The 23,600-nt window shown below is 57.8% G+C and carries 22 protein-coding genes; 10 read left to right on the top strand and 12 right to left on the bottom strand.

All coding sequences use genetic code 11. The features are described 5' to 3' along the window. Nucleotides 1-23: 23 nt before the first annotated feature. From JN414_RS09515 to JN414_RS09505, 3 genes are read right to left on the bottom strand one after another with little or no spacing between them, the layout of a single operon-like run. Nucleotides 24-1,445, bottom strand: a complete 1,422-nt coding sequence (locus JN414_RS09515) for an NAD(P)(+) transhydrogenase (Re/Si-specific) subunit beta (RefSeq protein WP_046901232.1) — start codon at nucleotides 1,443-1,445, stop codon at nucleotides 24-26. Further along, nucleotides 1,442-1,762, bottom strand: a complete 321-nt coding sequence (locus JN414_RS09510) for an NAD(P) transhydrogenase subunit alpha (protein WP_202207682.1) — start codon at nucleotides 1,760-1,762, stop codon at nucleotides 1,442-1,444. Before JN414_RS09510 ends, JN414_RS09515 begins: the two co-directional genes overlap by 4 nt. Further along, nucleotides 1,759-2,979 (bottom strand): NAD(P) transhydrogenase subunit alpha, encoded by a 1,221-nt coding sequence (locus JN414_RS09505; protein ID WP_202207681.1) that lies wholly within the window; start codon nucleotides 2,977-2,979, stop codon nucleotides 1,759-1,761. The genes JN414_RS09510 and JN414_RS09505 overlap by 4 nt, the downstream gene beginning before the upstream one ends. A gap of 333 nt (nucleotides 2,980-3,312) precedes the next feature. Here JN414_RS09505 and dnaG point away from each other — a divergent pair, with 333 nt between their 5' ends. The 7 genes from dnaG to JN414_RS09470 all read left to right on the top strand — a co-directional run bounded on the left by dnaG (nucleotide 3,313) and on the right by JN414_RS09470 (nucleotide 10,721). Beyond that, nucleotides 3,313-5,151, top strand: a complete 1,839-nt coding sequence (gene dnaG, locus JN414_RS09500) for a DNA primase (protein WP_202207680.1) — start codon at nucleotides 3,313-3,315, stop codon at nucleotides 5,149-5,151. 134 nt (nucleotides 5,152-5,285) lie between these two features. Beyond that, nucleotides 5,286-7,241: an RNA polymerase sigma factor RpoD gene (gene rpoD / locus JN414_RS09495; protein ID WP_202207679.1), complete on the top strand. Its 1,956-nt coding sequence runs from the start codon at nucleotides 5,286-5,288 to the stop codon at nucleotides 7,239-7,241. A gap of 11 nt (nucleotides 7,242-7,252) precedes the next feature. Beyond that, on the top strand, nucleotides 7,253-7,825 hold the full coding sequence (locus JN414_RS09490; RefSeq protein WP_202207678.1) for an N-acetyltransferase: 573 nt from the start codon (nucleotides 7,253-7,255) through the stop codon (nucleotides 7,823-7,825). Between the two features lie 159 nt (nucleotides 7,826-7,984). Then, nucleotides 7,985-8,467 (top strand): 30S ribosomal protein S6, encoded by a 483-nt coding sequence (gene rpsF, locus JN414_RS09485; protein WP_046901239.1) that lies wholly within the window; start codon nucleotides 7,985-7,987, stop codon nucleotides 8,465-8,467. Nucleotides 8,468-8,472: 5 nt separating this feature from the next. Then, complete coding sequence (gene rpsR / locus JN414_RS09480) at nucleotides 8,473-8,763, top strand: 30S ribosomal protein S18 (protein WP_046901240.1); 291 nt, start codon at nucleotides 8,473-8,475, stop codon at nucleotides 8,761-8,763. 10 nt (nucleotides 8,764-8,773) lie between these two features. After that, on the top strand, nucleotides 8,774-9,367 hold the full coding sequence (rplI, locus tag JN414_RS09475; protein WP_202207677.1) for a 50S ribosomal protein L9: 594 nt from the start codon (nucleotides 8,774-8,776) through the stop codon (nucleotides 9,365-9,367). Nucleotides 9,368-9,500: 133 nt separating this feature from the next. Then, entirely contained in the window at nucleotides 9,501-10,721 is a 1,221-nt protein-coding gene (locus JN414_RS09470; protein WP_202207676.1) for a cyclopropane-fatty-acyl-phospholipid synthase family protein, read from the top strand. Between the two features lie 4 nt (nucleotides 10,722-10,725). On the opposite strand, the gene JN414_RS09465 is transcribed toward JN414_RS09470, so the two are convergent. Genes JN414_RS09465 through JN414_RS09425 form a run of 9 tightly spaced genes read right to left on the bottom strand, consistent with a single transcriptional unit; the run spans nucleotide 10,726 to nucleotide 20,464 of the window. Further along, nucleotides 10,726-11,295 (bottom strand): DNA-3-methyladenine glycosylase I, encoded by a 570-nt coding sequence (locus tag JN414_RS09465; RefSeq protein WP_202207675.1) that lies wholly within the window; start codon nucleotides 11,293-11,295, stop codon nucleotides 10,726-10,728. Next, the gene (gene rsmA, locus JN414_RS09460) at nucleotides 11,282-12,100 is read right to left on the bottom strand and encodes a 16S rRNA (adenine(1518)-N(6)/adenine(1519)-N(6))-dimethyltransferase RsmA (RefSeq protein WP_202207674.1); all 819 of its coding nucleotides are present in this window, start codon (nucleotides 12,098-12,100) and stop codon (nucleotides 11,282-11,284) included. The genes JN414_RS09465 and rsmA overlap by 14 nt, the downstream gene beginning before the upstream one ends. Before the next feature lies 1 nt (nucleotide 12,101). Continuing rightward, a complete protein-coding gene (locus JN414_RS09455; RefSeq protein WP_202207673.1) occupies nucleotides 12,102-13,460 on the bottom strand; it encodes a peptidylprolyl isomerase in 1,359 nt (452 codons plus the stop codon). A gap of 2 nt (nucleotides 13,461-13,462) precedes the next feature. Then, nucleotides 13,463-15,781 carry an LPS-assembly protein LptD gene (locus tag JN414_RS09450; RefSeq protein WP_202207672.1) on the bottom strand — a complete coding sequence of 773 codons (2,319 nt, stop codon included), beginning with the start codon at nucleotides 15,779-15,781 and terminating at the stop codon, nucleotides 13,463-13,465. Beyond that, complete coding sequence (lptG, locus tag JN414_RS09445; protein ID WP_237389967.1) at nucleotides 15,781-16,968, bottom strand: LPS export ABC transporter permease LptG; 1,188 nt, start codon at nucleotides 16,966-16,968, stop codon at nucleotides 15,781-15,783. The genes JN414_RS09450 and lptG overlap by 1 nt, the downstream gene beginning before the upstream one ends. Beyond that, complete coding sequence (gene lptF, locus JN414_RS09440) at nucleotides 16,965-18,113, bottom strand: LPS export ABC transporter permease LptF (protein WP_202207671.1); 1,149 nt, start codon at nucleotides 18,111-18,113, stop codon at nucleotides 16,965-16,967. Before lptF ends, lptG begins: the two co-directional genes overlap by 4 nt. A gap of 56 nt (nucleotides 18,114-18,169) precedes the next feature. Then, a complete protein-coding gene (locus tag JN414_RS09435) occupies nucleotides 18,170-18,652 on the bottom strand; it encodes a hypothetical protein (RefSeq protein WP_202207670.1) in 483 nt (160 codons plus the stop codon). 4 nt (nucleotides 18,653-18,656) lie between these two features. After that, nucleotides 18,657-19,670 carry an L-threonylcarbamoyladenylate synthase gene (locus tag JN414_RS09430; RefSeq protein WP_202207669.1) on the bottom strand — a complete coding sequence of 338 codons (1,014 nt, stop codon included), beginning with the start codon at nucleotides 19,668-19,670 and terminating at the stop codon, nucleotides 18,657-18,659. Then, nucleotides 19,667-20,464 (bottom strand): 3'(2'),5'-bisphosphate nucleotidase CysQ, encoded by a 798-nt coding sequence (locus tag JN414_RS09425; RefSeq protein WP_202207668.1) that lies wholly within the window; start codon nucleotides 20,462-20,464, stop codon nucleotides 19,667-19,669. The genes JN414_RS09430 and JN414_RS09425 overlap by 4 nt, the downstream gene beginning before the upstream one ends. A gap of 241 nt (nucleotides 20,465-20,705) precedes the next feature. On the opposite strand from JN414_RS09425, the gene JN414_RS09420 reads away from it, so the two are divergent. From JN414_RS09420 to JN414_RS09410, 3 genes are all read left to right on the top strand, one after another. Beyond that, the gene (locus JN414_RS09420; protein ID WP_202207667.1) at nucleotides 20,706-22,187 is read left to right on the top strand and encodes a leucyl aminopeptidase; all 1,482 of its coding nucleotides are present in this window, start codon (nucleotides 20,706-20,708) and stop codon (nucleotides 22,185-22,187) included. Between the two features lie 2 nt (nucleotides 22,188-22,189). Then, a complete protein-coding gene (locus JN414_RS09415; protein ID WP_202207666.1) occupies nucleotides 22,190-22,633 on the top strand; it encodes a DNA polymerase III subunit chi in 444 nt (147 codons plus the stop codon). Between the two features lie 66 nt (nucleotides 22,634-22,699). Beyond that, entirely contained in the window at nucleotides 22,700-23,545 is an 846-nt protein-coding gene (locus JN414_RS09410; RefSeq protein WP_086632998.1) for an aldo/keto reductase, read from the top strand. Nucleotides 23,546-23,600: the final 55 nt, after the last annotated feature.

The raw sequence follows: 23,600 nt of genomic DNA, 5'->3' as shown, positions 1-23,600 counted from the left end.
AGAGTGTCTCCTTGAGAACTGGTTTACGATGCGCCGAGAGCCTTGACGGCTTCGACCATCTTGCTGAGGACGGCCTGCGCATCGCCGAAGACCATGGCGCAGTTGTCCTGGAAGAAGAGCGGGTTCTGAACGGCGGAGTAACCCATGCCCATGCCACGCTTGATGACGAAGACCTGACGGGCCTGATCGGCATTCAGGATCGGCATGCCGTAGATCGGGGAGGATTTGTCCGTCCGGGCGGATGGGTTCACCACGTCGTTGGCGCCGATGATGAGGGCGACATCCGTGTCAGCGAAGCTGTCGTTGATGTCTTCCATGTCATAGATCATGTCGTACGGAACGCCGGCTTCGGCGAGCAGCACGTTCATGTGGCCCGGCATACGACCGGCGACCGGATGGATGGCGAACTTGACGTCCACGCCTGCGGCTTGAAGCTGCTTGACGAAGTCGTACAGCTTGCCCTGAGCCTGAGCGACGGCCAGACCGTAACCCGGCACGATGATGACAGACGAAGCATAGCGCATCGTCGTAGCAGCATCGCTTGGAGCAACGGACTTGGCTTCTTTTTCGGGGCCTGTGGCCGTGGAGGCAGAAGCTTCACCGAAGTTGCTGAACAGCACGTTGGCAATCGAACGATTCATGCCCTTGGCCATCATGACCGTCAGCAGTGTACCGGCGGAACCCACGACCATACCGGCGATCATCAGAGCCGGATCGGCCATGACATAGCCTTCGAGACCCACAGCCAGACCCGTGAAGGCGTTATACAGCGAGATCACGACCGGCATGTCGGCGCCGCCGATGGGGATCGTCATGCAGATGCCAGCCAGCAGGGCGCCGATGAAGAACAGCAGCGTGGCGATACCGCCGCCATCCTGATGGTACAGGAAGGCTGCCATGATGCCGAGCAGGACTGTCAGCATGAAGACGGCTGCATTGACGATACGCTGCCCGCCGAAGCGGATCGGCTTGTTCATGCGGCCATCGAGCTTGGCCCAGGCGATGATGGAACCAGACAGGGACATGCTGCCGATCAAGCCACCAGCGACGGTGACGAGCAGCGGAACGATGCCTGTCTCTTTCGGGCCGGTCAGGGCGATGACGGACACAGCCGCGGCCGCACCGCCACCCATGCCGTTGAAGAGAGCGACCATCTGCGGCATGGCCGTCATGGCAACGCTGCGGCCTTTCCAGCCAGCCCAGCCGCCACCGATGACGAGGGCGAGGATGGCCAGAATGACGTTGACGACCAGATGCGGCTTTGCGGCTTCAGAAACGCTGAAGATGCCGAGGAAGCTGGCAGCCGTGACGAACAGCATACCCCAGCCCGCCGTCACAATGCCGGAAACGGCCGTGACGGGAGAGGACATGCGCTTGAGGCCGTAGACCAGCAGGCCGGAGGCGATAAGGGCGCTGATAGCGACGATATATTCGAGGAGAATCATTTCTGCGCTCCCTTCTGCGGAGCCGCTTTGTCACTGGGCTTGAACATGGCCAGCATACGGTCTGTCACGACGTAACCGCCGACAACGTTACCAGCACCCATCATGACGCCGAGGAAACCGACAACCTGTTCGAGGATGGATGAGGCGTTGAACAGGGCTGTCAGCGCCCCCACGACCACGATGCCGTGCACGAAGTTCGAGCCGGACATCAGCGGTGTGTGCAGAATGGAGGGTACGCGGCTGATGACCTCGTAGCCCGTGAAAGCAGCGAGCATGAAGATGTAAAGCGCGATGATGAAGGTCATTGCGGTGATCATCGTGCGGCCTCCTGTCCTGAAGCCTGTGCCGGTGCGGCGGGGGCGGCAGCCGGGGCAGGGGGTTGCGGTGCGGGCGGTGCCGGGGAATTCGGATCGACGGCCGTGCGGATGCCTTCGTTCGTGATGTAGCCATCATGAGTCAGGGCTGTGCCGGAAATGACTTCATCCGTGAAATCCAGCTGGATCTGACCCTCCTTGGTCAGGATCTGCTGGAGCAGATGCATGATGTTCTTGGAATAAAGTTCACTGGCCTGAAGGGCGAGCATGGACGGAACATTGATGGGGCCGACAATCGTCGTCGGGCCGACCTGCACGGTCTGGCCAGCCTGTGTGCCTTCACAGTTGCCACCACCTTCTGCACCGAGGTCGATGATGACGGAGCCGGGTTTCATGGCCTTGATCTGCTCGGCATCAATCAGGCGCGGAGCCTTTTTGCCGGGGACGGCGGCTGTCGTGACGATCAGGTCGGCGCGGGCGATGTGATCGCTGATAGCCTTGCGGACCGTCTGCTTTTCTTCGTCCGTCAGTTCACGGGCATAACCGCCCTTGCCAGTGGCATCCACGCCGGTATCGACGAATTTGGCACCGAGAGACTGTGCTTCTTCGCGTGTTTCGGGGCGGACGTCATAGCCTTCCGTGACGGCACCAAGACGCTTGGCCGTTGCGAGGGCCTGTAGGCCAGCGACGCCAAGGCCCATGACCAGAACCTGCGCGGCCCGCAGGGAACCGACAGCTGTGGTCATCATGGGAAGGATCTTGGTCATGTGCACGGACCCGAGCAGAACGGCGTAATAGCCTGCGAGGGTGGCCTGACTGGACAGGGCATCCATGGCCTGCGCGCGGGAAATGCGGGGAACCAGCTCCATGGCGAAGCATGTGACTTTCTGGTCCCGAAGGGCTTTGACCAGATCAGGGTGGTTTCGGCCGTAAATGAAAGACACCAGAACGGCGCCGGGCTTCATGGCCTGAACGGTTTCAATGGTGGGAGGCTGAACGGCGAGGACAATATCCGCATCGCCGAGGAGCGCCTTCCTGTCTGTTGAAAGGGTTACGTTTTTATAGGTTTCATCCGGGTAGGAAGAGGCGGCACCGGCCCCGTTTTCCATCGCGAAAGAGACGCCGAGGCTGCTGAGGCGCTCGACAACCTGCGGGATCAGGGCGACGCGGCGTTCACCGCCTTCGTCCTGTTCTTTTAGTACCGTGATTTTTACGGTCATAGGTTGAGATCCTGCGTCTTTAATCTTTTGTGAAGGCGCGACTCATCCATCCCCCTAAAGGGATGCAGGGGCCTGTGCCTCATTCGACTGCCATATTGACGCTATATTTGCGCCTTTTCCCTTGATGGGTGTCAAAAGAAAAAAATTTCTTCTGTCTTTCATATTGTAATCGTTTCCAGATCAGGAAAACGGCTACGATTGTTTCGGAAACTGGCATTCACTATTCAGGTTTTCTTTAACGCAGGGAAATTTGGGGAAGAGTAGATTTTCCCTTCCCAGGATTGTAAGAGCCTTCTCTCCTGACAGACCTGATTGAAAGGCTCCTGCTGCCCGATGGCATTTGACGCCGCCTTTCTGGACGAACTCCGCAATCGAACGCCGCTGGCCTCCCTGATCGGGCGTCGCAACAAGCTGGTTCGCTCCGGTCGTAACTGGAAGACATGCTGTCCTTTCCATGGGGAAAAGACGCCGTCTTTTTACGTCTATGATGACCATTTCCATTGCTTTGGCTGCGGCGCTCATGGCGATGCGATCTCCTTTGTCATGCAGAGCGACGGCCGGAGTTTCCCTGAGGCTGTTGAGCAACTAGCCGCTGAAGCAGGCCTTGAAGTTCCGAAGCAGGACCCACGGAGTGAGGCGCGTGCGCGGGAGGTCAAATCTCTTGGCGATGTTCTGTCCCTTGTTCAGGCCAGTTACCGGCGTCGGCTCTTTCTTCCGGAAGGACGGGAAGGGCTCGCTTATCTGCGTGGGCGCGGACTGAGTGACGCGACCATCGAGCGGTTTGGTTTGGGGTGGTCTGGCGATGGGCGGCATCTGGCTGAAGAATTGCGCGCCCATGATGTGACGCCTGAAATGCTGGTTCAGGCGGGCATTTTGCGCGTGGATGATCGGGGACAGCCCAAAGGGGAACTGTTCTTCAATCGCGTGACGTTTCCGATCCGGGATCGCCGCGGCAAGCTGATTTCTTTTGGCGCACGCACCCTGGGAGACGGGCAACCGAAATATCTCAATGGTCCGGAAACGGCGCTCTTCTCCAAGCGGCGTACACTCTACAACCTCGATCTGGCGCGTGAGGCTGTCCACAAAGGGGCTGAGCTTGTTGTGGTTGAAGGGTATATGGACGTCATTGCTCTGGACCAGGCAGGCTTCGGCGGTGCTGTGGCGCCGTTGGGGACTGCGCTGGGCGAAGAGCAGCTGGATCTGCTGTGGCGCATGACGCCCTCTCCGATCCTGTGTCTGGATGGTGATGCGGCAGGAGCCCGCGCCGCTTTGCGGGTCTGTGAAGTCGCGCTTCCGCTGCTGTCTCCCGAACGAACGCTCAGGTTCTGCCGCCTCGACCCTAAAGATGATCCGGACAGTCTGATCCGTACACGCGGCGTTGCGGCCATGAAGGAAGCCCTGTCTGGGGCGACGTCTCTGGCGACTGAATTGTTCGGGTTGATGACAGGGGGGATGGTTGATCCCGGTCCCGATCAGCGGGCGGCGTTGCGTGAGAAGCTTGTTGCTCTGTCAAAGCTGATCCCGGATCGGGCACTCGCGTCTGAGTATCGCAGTACGTTTCTGGATATGTTTTTTGCCCGGTTCAGGCGCGGGGGTGGAAGCAAAAAGCCGTTCCAGAAGAAAGGGGCACCGCTTCCTCTTTCAACGCAGGCCCCCGGCGAGATGCGGCATATCGAGCAGGGGAGTGTGGAGCGTCTCAACATTCTGACTGCGATGCTGCTGCGCTATCCGGATATTCTTCCGGAGGTAGAGCAGGCTTATAGCAGTCTGGCTCTACCAGTGGATCTGGATCGGATTCGCTCCGCTCTTCTGGACTGGAGTTGTCAGGACGAGGATCTGACGGAAGAGAACTGCCATCGCTGGATCGAGGCTCATGGACTGACGGATATCGTGGCGGCCGTGACAGAAAGTCCCATGCCTCGGGAAGTGGGGCTCGGAAAAGACAGAGATGAAGTTCTCAAGATCGATGTCGTGGAGAGCTGGTGGCACTTTTACGGGCTTGTAAATTTTCGCAATTTCGAGCGCGAAGTGGCCAATGACATTCAGGCAACCATCATGCAGGTCTATTCTGGTGGAGGGGGCGGAGACTCTTCTTTTCCGGAAAGCCTGCTGGCGCGGATGAGGGTTCTGGAAGCGCTGCGACGCGGTGAGGATGTTGAAGAGGAAGGGTGAAAAAGGCCGGGGCTAACGTTTTTTATTGCCCTGAAGTTGCTTTCTTTTTCGTCTAAACCTTGACTTACGGCTCAGGATCGACCACCTGCACGCTGCCGAATTGCTTGCTTTCGGTGGAGTTGAGGGAGAGACGCATGGCGACGAAAACAGCCTCTGGTACGGATCGGAACGCGCAGGAACAGGAGGGGGATGCCACTCTTCTTGATACGCAATCCGCTGCCGTGAAGCGGCTGATCGCCAAAGGGCGTGAGCGTGGCCATATTACCTTTGACGAGCTGAACGCCGTTCTGCCGCAGGACCAGATGTCCTCCGAGCAGATCGAAGACGTCATGGCAGCTCTGTCAGAGATGGGCATTCAGGTTCTGGAAAACGAAGAACAGGACGAAGCTGAGCCGGCTCAGGAAGAAGCCAAGGAAGAAGCTGAGGAATCAGACGAGCCTCAGGGCGGCAATATTGATGCCGAGGCTGCCAGCCGCACGGATGATCCGGTTCGGATGTATCTGCGTGAGATGGGGTCTGTAGAGCTCCTGTCCCGCGAAGGCGAAATCGCGATCGCCAAGCGCATTGAAGCGGGTCGTGACGAGATGATTGGCGGGCTTTGCGAAAGCCCGTTGACGATCCGCGCGATCATTTCCTGGCATGAACGCCTCAAGGACGGCGAAATGCTGCTCCGTGACATCGTCGATCTGGAAGCCAGTCAGGCTGTCGGTCCGGGTCCTGAAGGCGAAGAGGGCGAGGAAGGCGAGGAAGCTGCGTCTGACGAAGACGCCACGGACGACGATGCCGAAGAAGGCGACGGTGATCAGCAGGAAGGCAGTGGCCTGTCCCTGTCTGCTCTGGAAGAGAAGCTGAAGCCAGAAATTCTGGCCCGCTTCGAAGCCATCGAGCCGCTGTATCACAAGCTGCGTCAGCTTCAGGTCAAGCGTCTGGAGGCCCTGACGGCCGGCGAGGAAAGCTCGGACAAGTCTGAGAACATCTATGAAGAACTGCGCCATGAACTGGTCAGTCTGGTGGAGCAGGTTCACCTGCATAACAACCGGATTGAAGAGCTTGTTGCCCAGATCAAGATGCATGTTCAGCGTCTGAATAACCTCGAAGGTCGCTTGCTGCGTCTGGCTGAGGGCTGCAAGATTTCGCGTGATGACTTCCTGCTGAAGTATCGTAACCGTGAGATGGACCCGACCTGGGTTGATTTTATCTGCACTCTGCCCGGTAAGGGCTGGAAGACGCTGACGACCAAGCACCTGGACCAGATCCGCTCCATGCGTGCCGATCTTGCGGCGCTTTCTCACGAGACTGGCCTGCCGGTTGGGGAATTCCGCCGTGTGTATGCGACCATTTCCCGTGGTGAGCGTGACTCCACACGTGCCAAGAAGGAAATGATCGAGGCCAACCTGCGTCTCGTGATCTCGATTGCCAAGAAGTACACGAACCGTGGTCTGCAGTTCCTGGATCTGATTCAGGAAGGCAACATCGGTCTGATGAAGGCCGTGGACAAGTTCGAGTACCGTCGCGGTTACAAGTTCTCGACCTATGCCACCTGGTGGATCCGTCAGGCGATCACGCGTTCTATCGCCGATCAGGCCAAGACGATCCGTATTCCGGTGCACATGATCGAGACGATCAACAAGCTGGTGCGCACGTCCCGTCAGATGCTGCATGAGATCGGGCGTGAGCCTGCTCCGGAAGAGCTGGCTGAGAAGCTGGGTATGCCGCTGGAGAAGGTCCGGAAGGTCCTGAAGATTGCCAAGGAGCCGATCTCCCTTGAAACGCCGATTGGCGACGAGGAAGACAGCCATCTTGGTGACTTTATCGAGGACAAGACGGCTGTTATTCCGTTGGATGCCGCGATCCAGACCAACCTGCGTGAAGCAACCACGCGCGTTCTGGCATCCCTGACGCCACGTGAAGAGCGCGTTCTGCGGATGCGTTTCGGTATTGGCATGAACACGGACCACACCCTTGAGGAAGTGGGCCAGCAGTTCAACGTGACGCGTGAGCGTATTCGTCAGATCGAGGCAAAGGCTCTTCGCAAGCTCAAGCACCCGAGCCGCAGCCGCAAGCTGCGTTCCTTCCTCGACGATAACTGATCGTCTGGGTCATGCTGCCGGCCTGGCTTCATCCGCAGGGATCATCCACCCGCTTTGAGGTGGGTGTGACTTTTCTGGAGACGAGGGCGAGCCGCCCAGCTCCGGTTTGGCCGGAGGGGATCTCTCTTGAGAGAGTTCTCCCTCCGGCTTTGCCGCTATACCGCAAGCTTTATCGGGAAGTCGGTAAAGACTATTGCTGGTGGATGCGTCGTCCGATGCCGGACGAAAAACTGGCTGAAATCGTCCATGATCCTGACGTTTACTTCATGGTGCTCTGGCAGGCAGATGGTACGCCTCTTGGGTTCTACGAACTGGATCTGAGAGAGGGTGGAGACGCCAATCTGGCGTACTTCGGACTGCTGCCAGCGGCAATTGGTCATGGCTTAGGTCGGGCATTGCTAGATTCCGCGATTTCTCAGGCGTTTGCGGCAGGGTGCTGGCGATTGCGGGTCAATACCTGCACACTGGATCATCCCAGAGCTCTGACCAATTATCAGAAATGTGGGTTTGTAATTCAGTATGTTGTTCAGGAAATCTGGAACGTTCCTGACGAATATGTCCCGGCAGAGCTGCGTCGACTCTGAGTTTATCCTTGATTTCCGTTAGGCTGCATGATTAATGCAGCCTTTCCCTGCCGGGCGATGTGGCGTCGCGCCGGCTATACCCGCGCTTTCCCATAAAGATTGCACTGTCTCCGGCACGGGCTGGACCAGTTGGGTTGACCTTATCCGAAGGGAGTTTTCATGCCACTGTACGAAAGCGTGCTCATCGCACGTAACGATGTGTCTCAGGCACAGGTCGAGAGCCTGGTTGAGACCATTGAAGCCCTGCTGACCGAGAATGGTGGTTCCATCCAGAAGCGCGAATTCTGGGGTCTCCGTTCGCTCGCATACCGCATCAAGAAGAACCGTAAGGGCCATTACGTCCTGCTCGGTATCGACTGCACGCCGGATACGCTTCGTGAAGTTGAGCGTCAGCTCGGCCTGAACGAAGACGTGCTTCGCGTTCTGACGCTTCGCGTTGACGAAATCGACGAAACTCCGTCCCCGGTTCTTGCTCGCAAGAATGATGACCGCGGCGACCGTGGTAGCTTCCGTGGCGGCTCCAAGCCGGCTGGTCGCTTCGAGAGCGGCCGTGGCGGCCCGCGTCGTGGCAGCGAAGACCGTGAAGAATACCGTGCACGCGGCGAGCAGGACGATGCTCGTGAGGCGGCTGGAGCGGAGTAAGAAACATGTCCGATACAACCACCACCGACGTGAACGACGTCAACCCAGCAGCCCGTCGCACGGCTGTCGGCGCACGCCGTCCTTTCTATCGTCGTCGTAAGTCCTGCCCGTTCTCCGGCCCGAATGCGCCGAAGATCGACTACAAGGACGTGCGTCTTCTGAGCCGCTTCCTCTCTGAGCGTGGCAAGATCGTGCCGAGCCGTATCACGGCTGTTTCGGCCAAGAAGCAGCGTGAGCTGGCGCAGGCTATCAAGCGTGCCCGCTTCCTTGCCCTGCTCCCCTACGTCGTAAGCTGAGGAGAGCACCATGTCCCAGACCGCACTGATCCTGCTCCAGCGGGTCGAGCATCTCGGCCAGATGGGCGATCTTGTTTCCGTGAAGCCGGGTTACGCCCGTAACTTCCTGCTTCCGCAAGGCAAGGCGATGCGTGCTACGGCCGCAAACCGCAAGCGCTTTGACACGGAGCGCGCCCAGCTTGAAGCGCTGAACATCAAGAAGCGCGAAGAAGCTGAGCGTCTTGCCGAACGTATGGACAGCCTGTCTGTCATCATCATCCGTCAGGCAAGTGACAGCGGCAACCTGTACGGCTCCGTCAGCACGCGTGATATCGCTGTTGCTGCTACGGACGCTGGCCTTACGGTTGCTCGTCAGCAGGTTGTTCTGGCTCACCCGATCAAGTCTCTTGGCCTGACGGAAGCCCGCATCGTCCTGCACCCGGAAGTTTCCATTCCGCTGACAGTCAACGTTGCACGTTCTGCTGAAGAAGCTGAGCGCCAGGCCCGCGGCGAAGCCGTTGGCGTGGAAGAAGAGGATGACAACATCCTCGGCGAACTGCAGGCAGAGAACGCAGCTGAAGAAGCTGCTGCCGAATCTGCAGTCACGGAAGAAGCCGAAGGCTGATTTCTCTGGCATAGCCAACAGAAAACCCGGCCGGGTATTCCCGCGCCGGGTTTTTTGATGTCTGCTCTCCCGGTCAGGAAACTGAAGACTGTGTCATGTCTTGTCATGACGCGTGAACAGGAGGGAGACAGGCGTGAAACCCATTCTCGATTTCGTTCTGAAGAAATTTATTCAGGTTGGAACGCTGCGAGTCACGTTCAGTGACGGCACGATACATACTTATCGTGGGGCAACGCCCGGCGTTGAAGCAGGCTTACATCTCAAAACAAAACAGGCTGAGCGTTCTCTGGTTATTAATTCCGGGCTGGCGTTTGGCGAAGAATATATGGCTGGCGAACTTGCGCCGGAAGGATGCACTCTTGAGACGCTGATGATCGTTCTGATGGCGAACATCACGCAGGGTGGCCATGTTTTTGAGGAGATCGAGGACCGACTCCGTTATCTTCTGCGACCTTTGAAGGGACTTAATTCCCTGAAGCGGTCCTGCCGGAATGTTGCGCATCACTATGATCTGAATGGTCGACTTTACGACTTGTTCCTCGACAAGGACCGCCAATATTCGTGCGCGTATTTCCAGCGTGAGGATATGACCCTAGAGGAAGCCCAGATCGCAAAGAAGCGACATATTGCAGCTAAGCTCAATCTAAACCGTCCCGGACTGGAAGTTCTGGATATTGGGTGCGGCTGGGGCGGTCTGGCACTGACACTGGCAAAAGACTATGGCGCGACGGTTGTCGGTATTACGCTTTCAAAAGAGCAACTGGAGGAAGCGCGGGCTCGAGTGCGGGCAGAGGGACTTGAAAGGCAGGTCCGTTTCGAGCTCATGGACTATCGGAATGTTCATCACGAGTTCGATCGTGTCGTGTCAGTCGGAATGTTCGAGCACGTTGGGCAACCGCAATTTGAGCGCTATTTTCGCGGAATTAAGGAATGTTTGAAGCCGGATGGGGTGGCTTTAATCCACTCGATCGGTCGGACGGATGGGCCGGGAACCACCAATGCGTGGCTTCAGAAATACATCTTCCCCGGAGGATATTCTCCGTCTTTAAGCGAGACGCTAGCTGCTATTGAGCGCACCGGTCTCTGGATGACAGACTGCGAAGTTCTGCGTCTGCACTATGCCAAGACAATTGCAGAATGGCGTAAGCGCTTTGATGCGAACCGACAGAAAATCATAGATCTGTATGACGAGCGCTTTGTGCGGATGTTTGAATTGTATCTTGTTGGGAGCGAACTGGCGTTCCGTGTGCAGGGGCACATGAATTTTCAGCTTCAGTTAACACGATCTGTGGATGCCGTGCCTTTGACGCGTGATTACATGTTTGAGAATGAGCGCGCAAAAAGCGCAGTCTGAGTTTTTATACTTGGGGTGTGTAGCGAAAGCAGGATGGGTCATGATCGTGGATCAGACCCACGGCCTGCATCCAGGCATACACGATGACAGGGCCAACGAAGCGAAAGCCCCGGGCTTTCAAAGCCTTGGACACAGTTACTGAAAGAGGTGACTGCGCCAATACTGCTCCGGTTGAATTGTAAACCGGAGCATCAGGAACCAATGATGCAATGAAACCTGCAAGGTCTTCGCCTCGTGCCTGCATGGCCAGATAGGCCTGTGCATTGCCTATGGTGGCTTTGATCTTGGCACGGGCCCGGATGATGCCGGGATCCTGCATGAGGCGGTCGATATCCTGTTCCGTAAAGAGCGCTACTTTTTCAGGATCGAAGTTGGCGAAGGCCTTTCGAAAACCTTCTCGTCTTTTCAAAACAATCGCCCAGGACAAGCCAGCTTGAAAGCTTTCCAGAACGAGAGTCTCCCACAGCTCTCGGCTATCACGGATCGGAACGCCCCATTCTTCGTCATGATACTGGCGAAGAAGAGGGTCTGTTACGGCCCAGCGACAGCGGGGAAGGTTCTTAGGAGCGGGCAAGATGCAGCTCTGCAAGGCGGCCAAATTCTGCAACGCTCAGGGTTTCAGCCCGGCGTGTCGGCTCAATGCCCGCAGCGTCCAGAAGTGCTTCCCCGCCAATCGATTTGAGAGATGAACGTAGCATCTTGCGGCGCTGTCCGAACGCGGCGGCTGTGACGCGCTCCATCGCTCGGAAAAGCTCTGGTGCAGGCTGCTCTGCGTGCGGGATCAGGACTGCAACGGCAGAATGAACCTTTGGTGGCGGGGAAAATGCCCCCGGTGGAATGCGCAGAGCCACGGAGCAGGACGCGCACCATTGGGCCAGCACAGCCAGCCGCCCGTAAGCGGAGGTATCTGGTTCAGCACAGATGCGTTCAGCAACTTCAAGCTGGAACATCAGGGACAGGCGTTCCCACGCATGGGCCTGCCTCAACCAGCCCACAAGAAGGGGAGTGGCGACATTGTAAGGCAGGTTCGCAATGATCTGTCTGGGAGCAGGCGCAAGGCTTGCGGCATCCAGTTTCAGGGCATCCTGCCGGATAATATGAAGACGATCCGGATAGTGCCCGGCGAGCTCTTCGAGCAGTGGCCAGGCACGTTCGTCAATTTCCACAGCATCGACGCGGCTTGCAGGACTATCGAGCAAAGCTCGTGTCAGACCACCAGGGCCGGGTCCGATTTCAACAACGCTTCGCCCTGTCAGATCGCCGCCCAAGGCGACGATCCGAGCACAAATTCCGGGATCCAGAAGAAAGTGCTGACCAAGAGACTTCTTTGCATCCAGGCCATAAGCCTGAATGGACTCTTTCAGAGAAGGAAGGCTCACGTCAGTTAAGAGCCGGTTTTGCGGCAGGGCGTATATCGATGATGGACCGACGCTGCAGATCCCGCTGGAGCTGACGGGAAGCCTGTTCAACGCGCTCGTTCATGAGCTGATCGGCAATTTCACCCGGTGTCTGCTGTGCCAGATTTTTCTGCTGGCGATCACAGACCATTAACAGGGCTATGCCATCCATGGAGACCAGAGGGCGACTGACTTTGTTGACTGGTAGAGGCTCGATGATGGAGCGCATCTGAGGGGCGAGGCGTTCCAGGATCTGCGTGCCGGGGTTGCTGGGACGCTTCTCCCCAAGAGACTTGTTGAGAGCCTCTATTGCGTCGCAGCTATGGATCGTTTCCACAGCATGTGTCGCCTTCTGAAGAGCTGCCTGCTGCTGAGGGGTCGGATTTTGCGGGTTCAGTGGTGCATCGAACGGGAAGAATGCCTGACGCAGGGCAACGAGCGTGCCCATCTGCTTGCCGACGACGCGCTTGGCCTGCACCGTTGCAATGACAAAGCCGCCTGCAACCTGGATCGGATTGGAAATAGCGCCAATCGGCATCTGCCGAACGACATTCACGACCTGTGGATCGAGGCTGTCTTCCTGTACCCACCCCATGGAACCACCATCCAGAGCAGACTGTGCCTGCGAGAACTGGGCGGCAACAATCGGGAAGGGAGCCCCTTCGCGAAGCTGGGAGATGATGGTGCGTGTGAACGTGAGTTCGTTTTCATCGTGGCGAGGGTCAGCAACAGGAACGAAAATTTCGCTCATCATGTACTGCGCGCGACCCTGCTCAGCCTGAAGGGCCTGCTCACGCTGCGCGATCTGGGTGGCTGTAATGCGCCCCCCTTCGCCCAACTGTTCACGCAGGACCTGCATCCAGCCAATCTGCACACGAATCTGATCGATCAGCGTCGTCAGGGAAACGCCGTCAGACGCGAGGCGGTCACGCAGGGCATTTTTGGGCATGCCGTTGCGCTGTTCGATGTTGCTGATGGCGCCAGCAATCTGCTCAGGCTCGACATTGATGTGTCGCTTGAGCATCTCCTGGGTCTTCAGGCGCTCTTCGATCAGCTGGTGAATGATCTGGCCGCGCATGCGGTTCATAACATCCGGGCTGACGGGCAGGCCTGTGGAAAGTACGAACAGCTTGGCGCGGTTATCCACATCACGCTGGGTCAGGACCTGGCCGTTGATAACAGCCAGGATCTGGTCTTCGGGTGGTTTGGCCACAGGTGCCTGCTCTTTTTTGGGAACAGTCTTGTGGGCGGGTGCAGCATGCGCCACAGCGGTTGGAACCGCCGCAGAGAAGGCCAGCAGGGCAACCAGGGCAGTAGATGCGATGCGATGGGTCTTGAACATGCTCAGCCGTTAATTCCGAAAGTGCCGATCGTTTTGAACGTGAAGTTGAACATCACAGTGGTGTTCCGCTGCTCGCCGCCGATCCGTGTGTACTGTTTGATATACATGATATCCAGCCCGAAGCAGTCGTTGGAATACCCAATGTCTCCCCCGTTTGCGACGAACTGTTTCCGGGACAGGCTGCGCCGGAAGAAGCCGGAGGCATGATAATTACGCCAGTGAGTGGCCACGCTTCCTGTGATTTCGTTCGTTTTGACCAGATAAGGCGAATTTACGCCGCTCTCACGATAATTGGTAGCGTAGTAATAATACGGTGTTACTGGGGCATAGAGATAGCCTGCACTGAAGCGCAAAGCTGGAATGCCGGCGCTGAACAGGCCTTCGCCGTAGTCCAGCTGGTGTGTCCATGGATTGTAACGGCCGCGAGCCGTCACATCGAGGTATTTATTGGGTGTGAAACGCACACGGCCAACCGGGTCCGAAAGATGATGATCCAGCCCGGAATACGGAATACGGTTCTTCGTGATGTGCTCCTGGATGCTTTCACCCACCAGCATGTCAATGGAATGGCCGTTCCACGTCCAGCTCTGATGAACGCCAATATTGCCGCGCAGACCACCGTCAAGGCGATCTGTTCCGGAATAGCGGTTTAGGGAGAACATGGTTGTATCGGTGAACTCGTACGTCAGGCTGTCTTCATTCGGCATATTGCTGTTGGAAGAGTTGCCGGTATTAGGGGCGGCAATCAGCTGGACAATCGGCTCAAGGATCTGCGTGCCCCGTCCGCGGGCAAAAGACCTGAGAAACGGCCAGTTCATCTTGACGGCAATTGTCGGCAGAACCTGCCCGGTGACTTTTGTACCGCCAACAGCGTAATAGGTTGGCTGCTGTGCCAGACTGGTGGCGCGATAGACGTTTGAGTCCAGTCGGGCTGTTACAAGCCACTGCTGGCCAAGACTGTTGTGGAATGGACGGTCCCACTGCATCTGGAGCTGACCACGCTGATCAGACACACCCTTGGAACGGAAGACGTCAAAGTCGGTGGTGTTCATACTGAAACGGCCGCCGAGCGCATCAGGCTGGCCCTGATAGGCATAGGTGAAGCGCGGGAGCGCCCATGGCAGTTCAGAGTTCTGAATGACGCCCTGGTTCAGACCCTGATAGGCCTGCGCGTCGAGGCGGGCGTAGGCGCCTACGCCGTAGCCTTCAAGATAGACGTTCGAGTTGAGCGATTCCTGACCATAACCAGGAACGCGGTAATCTCGCATGTAGTTGGCAGACGTCGCCAGATTGACGTTGATGCCTGCCTGCCAATGCTTGTTGATCGCGAAATTGCCCTGACCGAACACGTAGCCCTGCAGGCCGTATTCGCCTGAGGAATTAACGTTGTTGCCGAACGTGTTGACGTAACGGCTCTCTCGGTTGGTGTCGTATGCGCCACCGGCAGTAATATCCAGCGTACCAAAGTTGAAACGGCGACGATATTCGCTGGTGATTTCCGGGCCTGTCTTTGTGGAGACCAGCCCACGAACGGTGAGGTCCTGACTGTCGTCAATGGCCCAGAAATATGGAAGTGTGAAATACGTTCCAAGATAGCGGTCATGCGGGCTGATGCCGGCCATCAGGAAGCCGCTCTGCCGTTTGACCGAAGGATCAGACATCGAGAAAAACGGGAAATAGAACACTGGAAGGCCGAGCATTTTCAACCAGGCATGGTTGAACTCGATGCGCTTGTGCTGGGCATCCTGCGTCGCACCGTATGCCTGAAACTGCCAGAACGGGGGAGCGTCAGGGTTCGTTTCGCAGATCTTGCAGGCCGTATAGACGGCATGTGACAGATCATTGATCAGACCATTGGTTCGACGCATGCCGTTGCCAGCCAGCTTCGCATTGTCCTGCATCTGCATGTAGATGGACGTGCCGATGCCGTCATGCATGCCATGGCTGAATTCCATATAGGCGGCATAGGTTGTGCTGCCATCCGGCTCCATGATGGCGACATGGCCGCGCGCTGCCAGAACGCCCGTATTCCGGTCATAGGTGATCTTGTCCGCACGGAGGGCGTGATCGCCCTGCCAGATGCGGACATTGCCTTCCCATGTGACCAGACCGTTCTTTGCGTAGCTTTCGCTGTCAGCCAGATAGGTGAGGGGGTCATGCTCGGACGTCGGCTTACCGATGACGATGATATGCGAATTGTCCCGCTGCATCGTATTGGCAAACATGTCCTGCGGCGCCACGAGCGCAGTTCCCGTCAGGGCGACGCCTGCAAGAGAGACGCATCTGCGGGCGCGTTTTGGGAGCCACCGGGGCACCGACATCAACCATCCTCCATGTGCAGCAAAAGCGCGACCGCAAGGCAAAGCCCTGCGCCCGTGGGCGCCCATGCGGCAAGAACCGGCGGCAAAGCGCCAGATTCACCAAACTGTTCAGCCACTTTCGAGATCGTGAAGAGCGCAAAGCCTGCAGCAATTCCCGATCCCAGCATCCGGGCCACTCCGCCGCGTCGTGCGGGACGCATCGAAAACCCTGCGGACACCAATGCCATTGTACCAGCAAGGATGGGAAGAGCCAGAAGCGATTGGAAATGTAACCTGTGCCGAATTGAAGGGAAACCGGAACGCTCCAGAAGGGAGATAAAGCCGGGTAGAGCAAAGACCGAGAGCGTATCGGGGGACGCGAAACTTTCCTGAATGCGGTCAACCGTAAGGTCGGAAGGAAGGGTCAGGGTTCCGACTTTCTCGGGCAGATGGTCTGGATGAAGCAAGGACGAATCATTCAGGTTCCACTGCTGGTGGGCGAGCGTTCCAGTCGGTGCTTCGACGCGTACGATCAGCCGATCACGGTCATCCAGACGGAAAATGGTCACGCCTGAAACATCGAGCGTGTCTTGCGCAAGCTTGACGTTCTGGGCGTGTAGAATGGCAACGCCATGCGGTGTCAGCCCTTCATCGGCCTGTCTGAGCCAGAGCTCGCCCCCCTTTAGCGTCAGAACTCCACCGCCTGTCCGTAGGTAAGACTGATCCAGAAGTTCTGCCTGCCGATACATTGAGGAGGAGAGGGCCGAGATGCCGGTGGTTGTGAACAGACCGATCAGGAGCGCGCAAGCCAAGGGGCTGGCAAGAAACTGCCAGGCAGAGATGCCCGCAGCTCTGGCGACGATAAGTTCGGACGAGCGTGTCAGACGCGAAAAACAGACAATCCCGCCGAGCAGAATACCGAAAGGCAGCACATAAATGACGTAATACGGAATGTGCAGGCCTGCGATTTCAAGAATAAGGCTCGTTGGCACATTGGGACGGGTGGCGGCGCGTCTGAGCAGATCAATGAAGTCGAACAGGGACACAAGCCCTGTCAGCGCCAGAACCATCGAAAGCGTGTTCAGGGTGAAATGGCGTGCGATGTAGATCGCTAATGTCGTGGAAAACCCGACTTCGGTTTCCTGCGGTCTCAGGGTGTGCAGGAGCGTGGAAAACCAGCTGCGATACCCGTCAGTCGTTGATTTCATGAAGGGCGTCCAGTCTGGCGCGAAGTTCCGGTCCACTGTTCCGCGAACAGAAGAGCTGCACAGATGATGCTGGGAAGAAGGGCTGCAACCCAGAGCAGGGGAACGAGCGCAAGGTTCCGGCCAGCAAAATTCTGGAGCATGAGCGAGAGCGCAAGAAGCCCGACAACTGTCAGAATGGCGATCAGAGGGCGGGTAATGTTGCCATGCCGGGAGAACGTCCCCCGGAGAACAGCGACCAGCCCGATCATGGCGAAGGACAGCACCGTCAGCGGAGAGGTCAGGCGATGCCACCCTTCGACCGCAAATTTGCCTCTGTCACGCTCGGAAACCTCATTGGGGTCTGGATGGAAGAGGTCATGTAAGGGCATTTCCGACGCATCCCGCTCCTCGTGGTTGTTCTGGCGGGAGGATGTCAGATCAATCGTGTTGCGGCCAAACGTCAGGACGTTCAGGCGCCCTGTATGCCGGTCGATTTCTTCACGAGAGCCATTATAGAGGACGACGCGAGGCTTGTCGTTGACGGTGACGATGGTGCCCCGTTCGGCCAGAACGGTCGTATGAGCATCCGGGTCACGATCATCTTCCACCAGAACGCCGTGTAGCAGCCCGTTGGAATCCCGGGATCGGACATACACGGTCATGTCGCCGGAGACTTTGGTGAAGACTCCATCCTGTAGCAGGAAAGCAGCCATCTGATTGCGGATCTGGAATTCGTATCGATGGAAGGCGTGATAGGACACCGGAGCCAGCCAAAGCGTCAAAACGTAACACAGGCCCACGCAGGCTCCTGCGCAGATCAGGCCAGGGCGTGCCAGCTCTAACGGGGAGCGTCCAGCGGCCCGCATGACGGTCATTTCCCGGTCGCCGGACATCCGCTGATAGGTGAAGAGAATCACGAGGAAGGTCGTGATCGGCAAGATGACTGCCACAAAGGACGGCAACATCAGGGAAGTAAGCTGCAAAAAGACGCGCAGAGACAGTCCGTGCTGAACAATCATCGAGACGAAATGCAGCGATTGCGTCAGCCAGATAAGCGCGACTGCTCCCCCCGTCAGTGCCAGAAGGGCAATGACAAGCTGACGGAGGACGTACCGGTCAAGAAGGGGCAGCAGATGTCGCTTTGCAGCGCCGGGGGAAGAGGCCATGGCCCTTCATCTATCCTTAGCCTGTGACGGGAGAAAGGCAAAAAAACAATACGGTATCAGCGAAAGTAGACTGATCGGTCAATCGGAGGCCGGTCTGTCAGGCTATGGTAGAACTGGCTTGTCGCGATCCCAAGCAATAGCCCCGCGCTGATCCCAAAGGCAATTGTAATGTAACGCCATGGACGTTGGGCGCGTTGTGTCGCGATTTCCGTCATGAGAGCCCGGCTTTCCATTTGCATATGGCTCAGGGCGCCTTGGGCGGACCTGATATGGCCCTGTGCTTGGCGAAGCTCACGTTCAAGCTGGAAGATCCTGTTCCGAAGTTGCTCTTCACGGTCTGCCGCGCCCTGGCGTGAAGTGTCAGTGGCCAGGCTCGTGAAAAGATTTTTGAGCGCGCCGCCTGTCAGGTTGTTGCGTTTGGCACGTATACGAAGGGCTTCGAGCGCATTCTGGGCAGAGCCTGAAGGCTCCGCCAGAACCAGTGCAAGAATATCGGAGAGAATCTTGATATCTTTCGGGGCGAAGCGGTTTTCGGCCATATGATCAGCCGGGATTCTGGGAAAGTGGGCGTGGTTCAGCCGCACGCTTTAGGCGGTCCCGGATTGCCAGCCCCAATCCCTGGCGGGGGATGGGCTGGGCAGCAATGCATGTCAGTCCGCGTTTGGTTCCTTCTGCATCCAGGAAGCGCAGCCCTGAAAACAGGCGGGCCGCGGCTTCTTCCAGATTTCCGGTTTCACTCAGGTTCCAGGTCAGGCCGGCGCTGGGGAGCGGCGGGCCGAACGCGAGCAGTGCCTCGTTGGGGCGAACGTCATAGGCGTCCAGCCGGACAGGGAGCGAAGGGGCATAATGAGATGCCAGTCTGCCCGGGGACGACGGGAGCGCTTCTGCAAAATCATCCGGATGATGGATTGGGCCACAGAGTGCCGTCAGTTCTTCCAGCGTTACGCCGCCCGGCCGGAGCAGAACGGGTGTGTCTCGTGTGAGATCCAGAACGGTGCTTTCTACGCCGACAGAACAGGGGCCGGAATCCAGAATGGCGTCGATACGTCCATCCAGCGAGCGCAGCACGTGCGAGGCATCCGACGGGCTGACAGTTCCGGAAATGTTTGCGGAGGGCGCTGCAATAGGAGCCCCGACCTCGCGGAGCAAGGCAAGGGCTGTTTTGCCTCTGGGGACGCGAAGGGCAAGTGTATTCAAACCAGCCGCTGCAAGGTCCGAAACGGTGGAGTTCGGCGCGCGGGGCAGCACCATCGTCAGGGGGCCAGGCCAGAACTTTTCCGCAAGCTCATAGGCGATGTCTTTGGTACGACCATGCAGGTCCGCCTGGGCGAACGCACTTTCTGCATCTGCAAGATGGCTGATAAGCGGATTGAAGCGTGGACGGCCCTTGGCGGCGAAAATACGCGCGACAGCCGTGTCGGACGAAGCAAGGGCGCCGAGGCCATAGACGGTTTCAGTTCCGAAGGCGACAAGCTTACCAGCCTTCAGAAGCTCTGCAGCGCGGCGGATTCCGTTGGTATCAGCAGTCAGGCGTTCCGTGTTCAGAGACTCGCTCACGAAGCGCCTCCCGTGCAGTAAAATGAAGAGTTCAGGCGGCCAGGCTTGCCGTAACGCAAGGGCTGGCCGTTTTCATCCAGCAGGCTGCCACCTGCGGCTTCGAGAATGGCCTGTGGGGCGGCGGTGTCCCACTCCATGGTGGGGCCAAAACGGGGATAAAAATCGGCAGCGCCTTCTGCGACGCGCATGAACTTCACAGAAGAGGCCAGCTTGTCGATGGACGCGACCTTGCGTCCGGCGAGCCACCGCTCAAGAAGCTCGGTGTTACCATGATGGCTGGACGCCAGAACACGCAGCCCCTCAGTCGAAGGGGCCGCTGTGTGGATAGGGGTACTGGTCGTGCCATCGAAACGATGCGCGCCGAGGCCCACGCCTCCGCTGTAGATTAGCCCGTATCCGGGAAGTGCCACGACGCCAAGAGCGGGTCTGTCTCCACGGATTAGCCCGATATTGACGGTGAAGTCCTTGCCGCCTGAAGAGAACCCCCGCGTTCCGTCCAGAGGGTCAACAAGCCAGTAGGCGTCCCCGGCTGTAACCTCAATCCCGGCGGACATTTCCTCTTCCCCGATTGCGGCAAGCGACGGGCATGCCGTGCGCAGGCCACGCAGGATGTGGTCTTCAGAGGCGCGATCTGCCTCCGTAACCGGAGAGGCGTCTTTCTTGACTTCCGTGAGGAAGCCTCGGGCACGGATCTCGTTGATGATGTCCGCTGCTTCCGAAGCCAGACGGAATGCGAGGGACAGCAGGGCGCGGTCATCGTCTGGGGAGACCGTATGAAGGGGGGCTGAGGTCATGCCTGCAAGGCTACTTCATGAAAGGCGTTTCGTCATGTGCTGATGCGAGGGAGGTGACTTGAGTTGTTGCATACCGACCAGAGCACGCGAATGAGGCGACGATTGCAGCGGAAATGAAGCCGGAACGCAGTGGCGTGTGACGTCTCTGTTGTGCTCATCGAACTGCTCCCCTCTTGTGTGGAAGCACGCTGTTCCCGATAACGGGAGCACTGAAATGGTTCTGCCATGCAAAAGGTGCGATATGCTCGATATTTCTTTTGGTTCGCTTCCAGCGCTGAACAACGCCCAGCCACAGGCCGTTGCCCTGATTGGGTATGGGAAGGCGACCTTTGAAGACAGCACCTTCAAGGCACTCGATGACGCCACGGCTGGTGCATTGAGCCGTGCTGCGTCTTTTAAGGGTTTCAAGGGCGAAGTTGGGCAGACGGTTGTTCTGACGGCGCCGTCTGCTGGTCTGTCTCAGGTTGTTCTGGTGGGATGTGCAGCAAAGGACGGCTCGGCTGTCGGGTCGGTTGCCGTTGAAAATGCCGGTGGTTCTGCGGCTAAAGCACTCGATGGCGTGGCTGATGCGGTTCTCGCCCTGACGGCAGATATTGCAGAATTTGTACCAGAAGCTGCTTTGGGTGCGCGTCTGGCTCGTTACGACTTTGCTCTGTATCGCACAAAGAAGTCTTCCGAGAGGCCGGTTCTGAAAGCTTTGACGGTCGTGGCTTCGGATGTTGCCGCCGCTGAAGCACGCTGGACTGCTCTGGATGCCGTATCTCGCGGTGTTTTCCTGACCCGCGACCTTATCAGCGAACCCGCCAACATTCTCTCTCCGGAGACGTTTACAGCGCGGATCGAAGCGCTCCGTGAGACGGGTCTTGAAGTAGAAGTTCTCGATGAAGCCGCCATGCAGGAATTGGGCTTTGGTGCGCTTCTGGGGGTGGCACAGGGAAGTGCGAACAAGCCCCGCACGGTGATCGTCCGTCATAATGGCGGTGGTGATGAAGCGCCTCTGGCCTTCATCGGCAAAGGCGTAACGTTTGATAGCGGCGGAATTTCGATCAAGCCTGCTGCCGGCATGGACGAGATGAAGACCGACATGGGCGGGGCCGCCACGGTTATCGGTCTCATGAGCGCACTGGCGCGCCGCAAGGCTCCTGTGAATGCGATTGGTGTTGTCGGGCTGGTGGAAAACATGGTGTCTGACCGGGCACAGCGTCCGGGCGATATTGTGACGAGTTATAGCGGCCAGACCATTGAAGTGCTGAACACGGATGCCGAAGGTCGTCTGGTTCTGGCGGATGTGCTTGCCTACACAAAGGATCGTTTCAAGCCGAAGCTGATGGTCGATCTGGCCACATTGACCGGTGCGATCGTGGTGAGCCTTGGAACGGAAAACGCAGGTTTGTTCAGCAATGACGACACGCTGGCTTCCGGTCTTTTCGAGGCTGGAAAGCAGGTTGGCGAAGGTCTGTGGCGGATGCCGATGGGCGAGGCTTACAACCGCCAGATCGACTCTGACATTGCTGATATGAAGAACATTGGCGGCCGTCCGGGGAGTGCCATTCTGGCGGCTGAGTTCCTGAAGCGCTTCGTTGGTGAGACTGTCTGGGCGCATCTGGATATTGCCGGCACGACATGGAAGACAACGGCGTCCCCGACGGCTCCGAAGGGTGCAACTGGGTTTGGGGTTCGTCTTCTGAACCAGTTCGTACTGTCTCATGAGGCCCGTGCCTGAGAGTGGATGTCGGATTTTATCATCTGACGCGGACGCCTCTGGAAGAGGCGTTGCCTGCGCTTTTGGGTAAGACGCTGGATGTCGGGGAGCGGGCCTTGGTCCGTTGCCATGATGCAGCGTCAGTCACGGCTCTGGATGCGGCGCTCTGGGCGTCCCGCGATCCTGTGTGGCTTCCGCATGGCACAGCAAAGATGGGTCATGCGTCCTGGCAGCCGATCTGGCTGACAGAAGGGACTGATGTGCCGAATGGCGCAAAGTTCCTGTTCCGGATTGACGGCGCTGGAGAAGACGATTTTTCTCCGTTCACAAGAATTTTTGACCTGTTCGATGGGCGCGACCCCGCGAGCGTCCAAAGGGCCCGTCAAAGATGGGTAGCCCTGAAAGCGGCTGGCCATACTCTTGTGTACTGGCAGCAGCAGGAGCGGGGTTGGAAGAAGTCCGGCTGAGGTTCAGGCGGAACATCTTCGGGGGGTATGTCGTTGTGTGACAGAGTTCTTCCCGGGAGACGCCTTATGAAAACCGTTACCCTCCGCAACGGCACCACCGTTCCTGCACTGGGAATGGGGACATGGAATGTCGGAGACAGTGCAGATCGCCGCGCTCTGGAAATCGAGAGTTTGCGCACGGGTCTGGAAGCCGGTCTGCGGGTTATCGACACAGCAGAAATGTATGGAAACGGCCGGTCTGAAAAGCTGGTTGGTGAAGCCATCGCGGATGTACGGGATGATGTTTATCTCGTCAGCAAGGTTCTCCCGTCCAACGCGTCTTATGACGGCGTGCGCCGGGCCTGCCGGCGCTCGCTGGACCGTCTGGATACGGACTGGCTGGACATGTATCTGCTGCACTGGCGTGGTGGTACGCCGCTGGAAGAGACCATTCGGGCGTTTGAAGACCTCCAGACAGACGGGCTGATCCGGGGATGGGGTGTTTCAAACTTCGATGTTGATGACATGGAAGAAATCGAGGCGCTTTCAGGGTCCTGTCAGGTCAATCAGGTTCTTTACAGTCTGGAACATCGCGGAACGGAGTTTGATCTGCTGGATCATGATCTTTCGACCGGAACTGTGACGATGGCTTATTCTCCGCTGGGGCAGGGCGGCGAACTTCTCCAGCACCCCGCTCTTGCCGAGATCGCAGGGAGACATGAGACGTCTGCTGGACCGGCTGATCCTGCTCAGATTGCACTGGCCTGGGTGATGCGTCGGGAAAATGTCATGGCTATTCCCAAGGCCGGCTCTCCAAAGCATCTCCTCTCCAATGTTGCCAGTTTGGAAATCAGCCTCACTGAAGAGGACCTGAAAGTTCTGGATCATGCTTTCCCTCCGCCGCAACGCAAGGTATCTCTCGCCATGATCTGACGGGCATAATCTGATACGGCCCGTTCCCACTCTGGACCGGACCGTACCCTGCTCA

This window comes from Gluconobacter sp. Gdi, from assembly GCF_014132155.1.
Taxonomy (GTDB): Bacteria; Pseudomonadota; Alphaproteobacteria; order Acetobacterales; family Acetobacteraceae; genus Gluconobacter.
The sequence above is the reverse complement of the archived record's forward strand: the minus strand, read 5'-3'. Positions and strand labels throughout refer to the sequence as shown.

What these genes read in the sequence shown, in the direction of transcription:
- JN414_RS09515 (WP_046901232.1), bottom strand. Translation starts at nt 1,445, where the DNA reads ATGATTCTCCTCGAATATATCGTCGCTATCAGCGCCCTTATCGCCTCC.
- JN414_RS09510 (WP_202207682.1), bottom strand. Translation starts at nt 1,762, where the DNA reads ATGATCACCGCAATGACCTTCATCATCGCGCTTTACATCTTCATGCTC.
- JN414_RS09505 (WP_202207681.1), bottom strand. Translation starts at nt 2,979, where the DNA reads ATGACCGTAAAAATCACGGTACTAAAAGAACAGGACGAAGGCGGTGAA.
- dnaG (WP_202207680.1), top strand. Translation starts at nt 3,313, where the DNA reads ATGGCATTTGACGCCGCCTTTCTGGACGAACTCCGCAATCGAACGCCG.
- rpoD (WP_202207679.1), top strand. Translation starts at nt 5,286, where the DNA reads ATGGCGACGAAAACAGCCTCTGGTACGGATCGGAACGCGCAGGAACAG.
- JN414_RS09490 (WP_202207678.1), top strand. Translation starts at nt 7,253, where the DNA reads ATGCTGCCGGCCTGGCTTCATCCGCAGGGATCATCCACCCGCTTTGAG.
- rpsF (WP_046901239.1), top strand. Translation starts at nt 7,985, where the DNA reads ATGCCACTGTACGAAAGCGTGCTCATCGCACGTAACGATGTGTCTCAG.
- rpsR (WP_046901240.1), top strand. Translation starts at nt 8,473, where the DNA reads ATGTCCGATACAACCACCACCGACGTGAACGACGTCAACCCAGCAGCC.
- rplI (WP_202207677.1), top strand. Translation starts at nt 8,774, where the DNA reads ATGTCCCAGACCGCACTGATCCTGCTCCAGCGGGTCGAGCATCTCGGC.
- JN414_RS09455 (WP_202207673.1), bottom strand. Translation starts at nt 13,460, where the DNA reads ATGTTCAAGACCCATCGCATCGCATCTACTGCCCTGGTTGCCCTGCTG.
- JN414_RS09450 (WP_202207672.1), bottom strand. Translation starts at nt 15,781, where the DNA reads ATGTCGGTGCCCCGGTGGCTCCCAAAACGCGCCCGCAGATGCGTCTCT.
- lptG (WP_237389967.1), bottom strand. Translation starts at nt 16,968, where the DNA reads ATGAAATCAACGACTGACGGGTATCGCAGCTGGTTTTCCACGCTCCTG.
- lptF (WP_202207671.1), bottom strand. Translation starts at nt 18,113, where the DNA reads ATGGCCTCTTCCCCCGGCGCTGCAAAGCGACATCTGCTGCCCCTTCTT.
- JN414_RS09435 (WP_202207670.1), bottom strand. Translation starts at nt 18,652, where the DNA reads ATGGCCGAAAACCGCTTCGCCCCGAAAGATATCAAGATTCTCTCCGAT.
- JN414_RS09425 (WP_202207668.1), bottom strand. Translation starts at nt 20,464, where the DNA reads ATGACCTCAGCCCCCCTTCATACGGTCTCCCCAGACGATGACCGCGCC.
- JN414_RS09420 (WP_202207667.1), top strand. Translation starts at nt 20,706, where the DNA reads ATGCTCGATATTTCTTTTGGTTCGCTTCCAGCGCTGAACAACGCCCAG.
- JN414_RS09410 (WP_086632998.1), top strand. Translation starts at nt 22,700, where the DNA reads ATGAAAACCGTTACCCTCCGCAACGGCACCACCGTTCCTGCACTGGGA.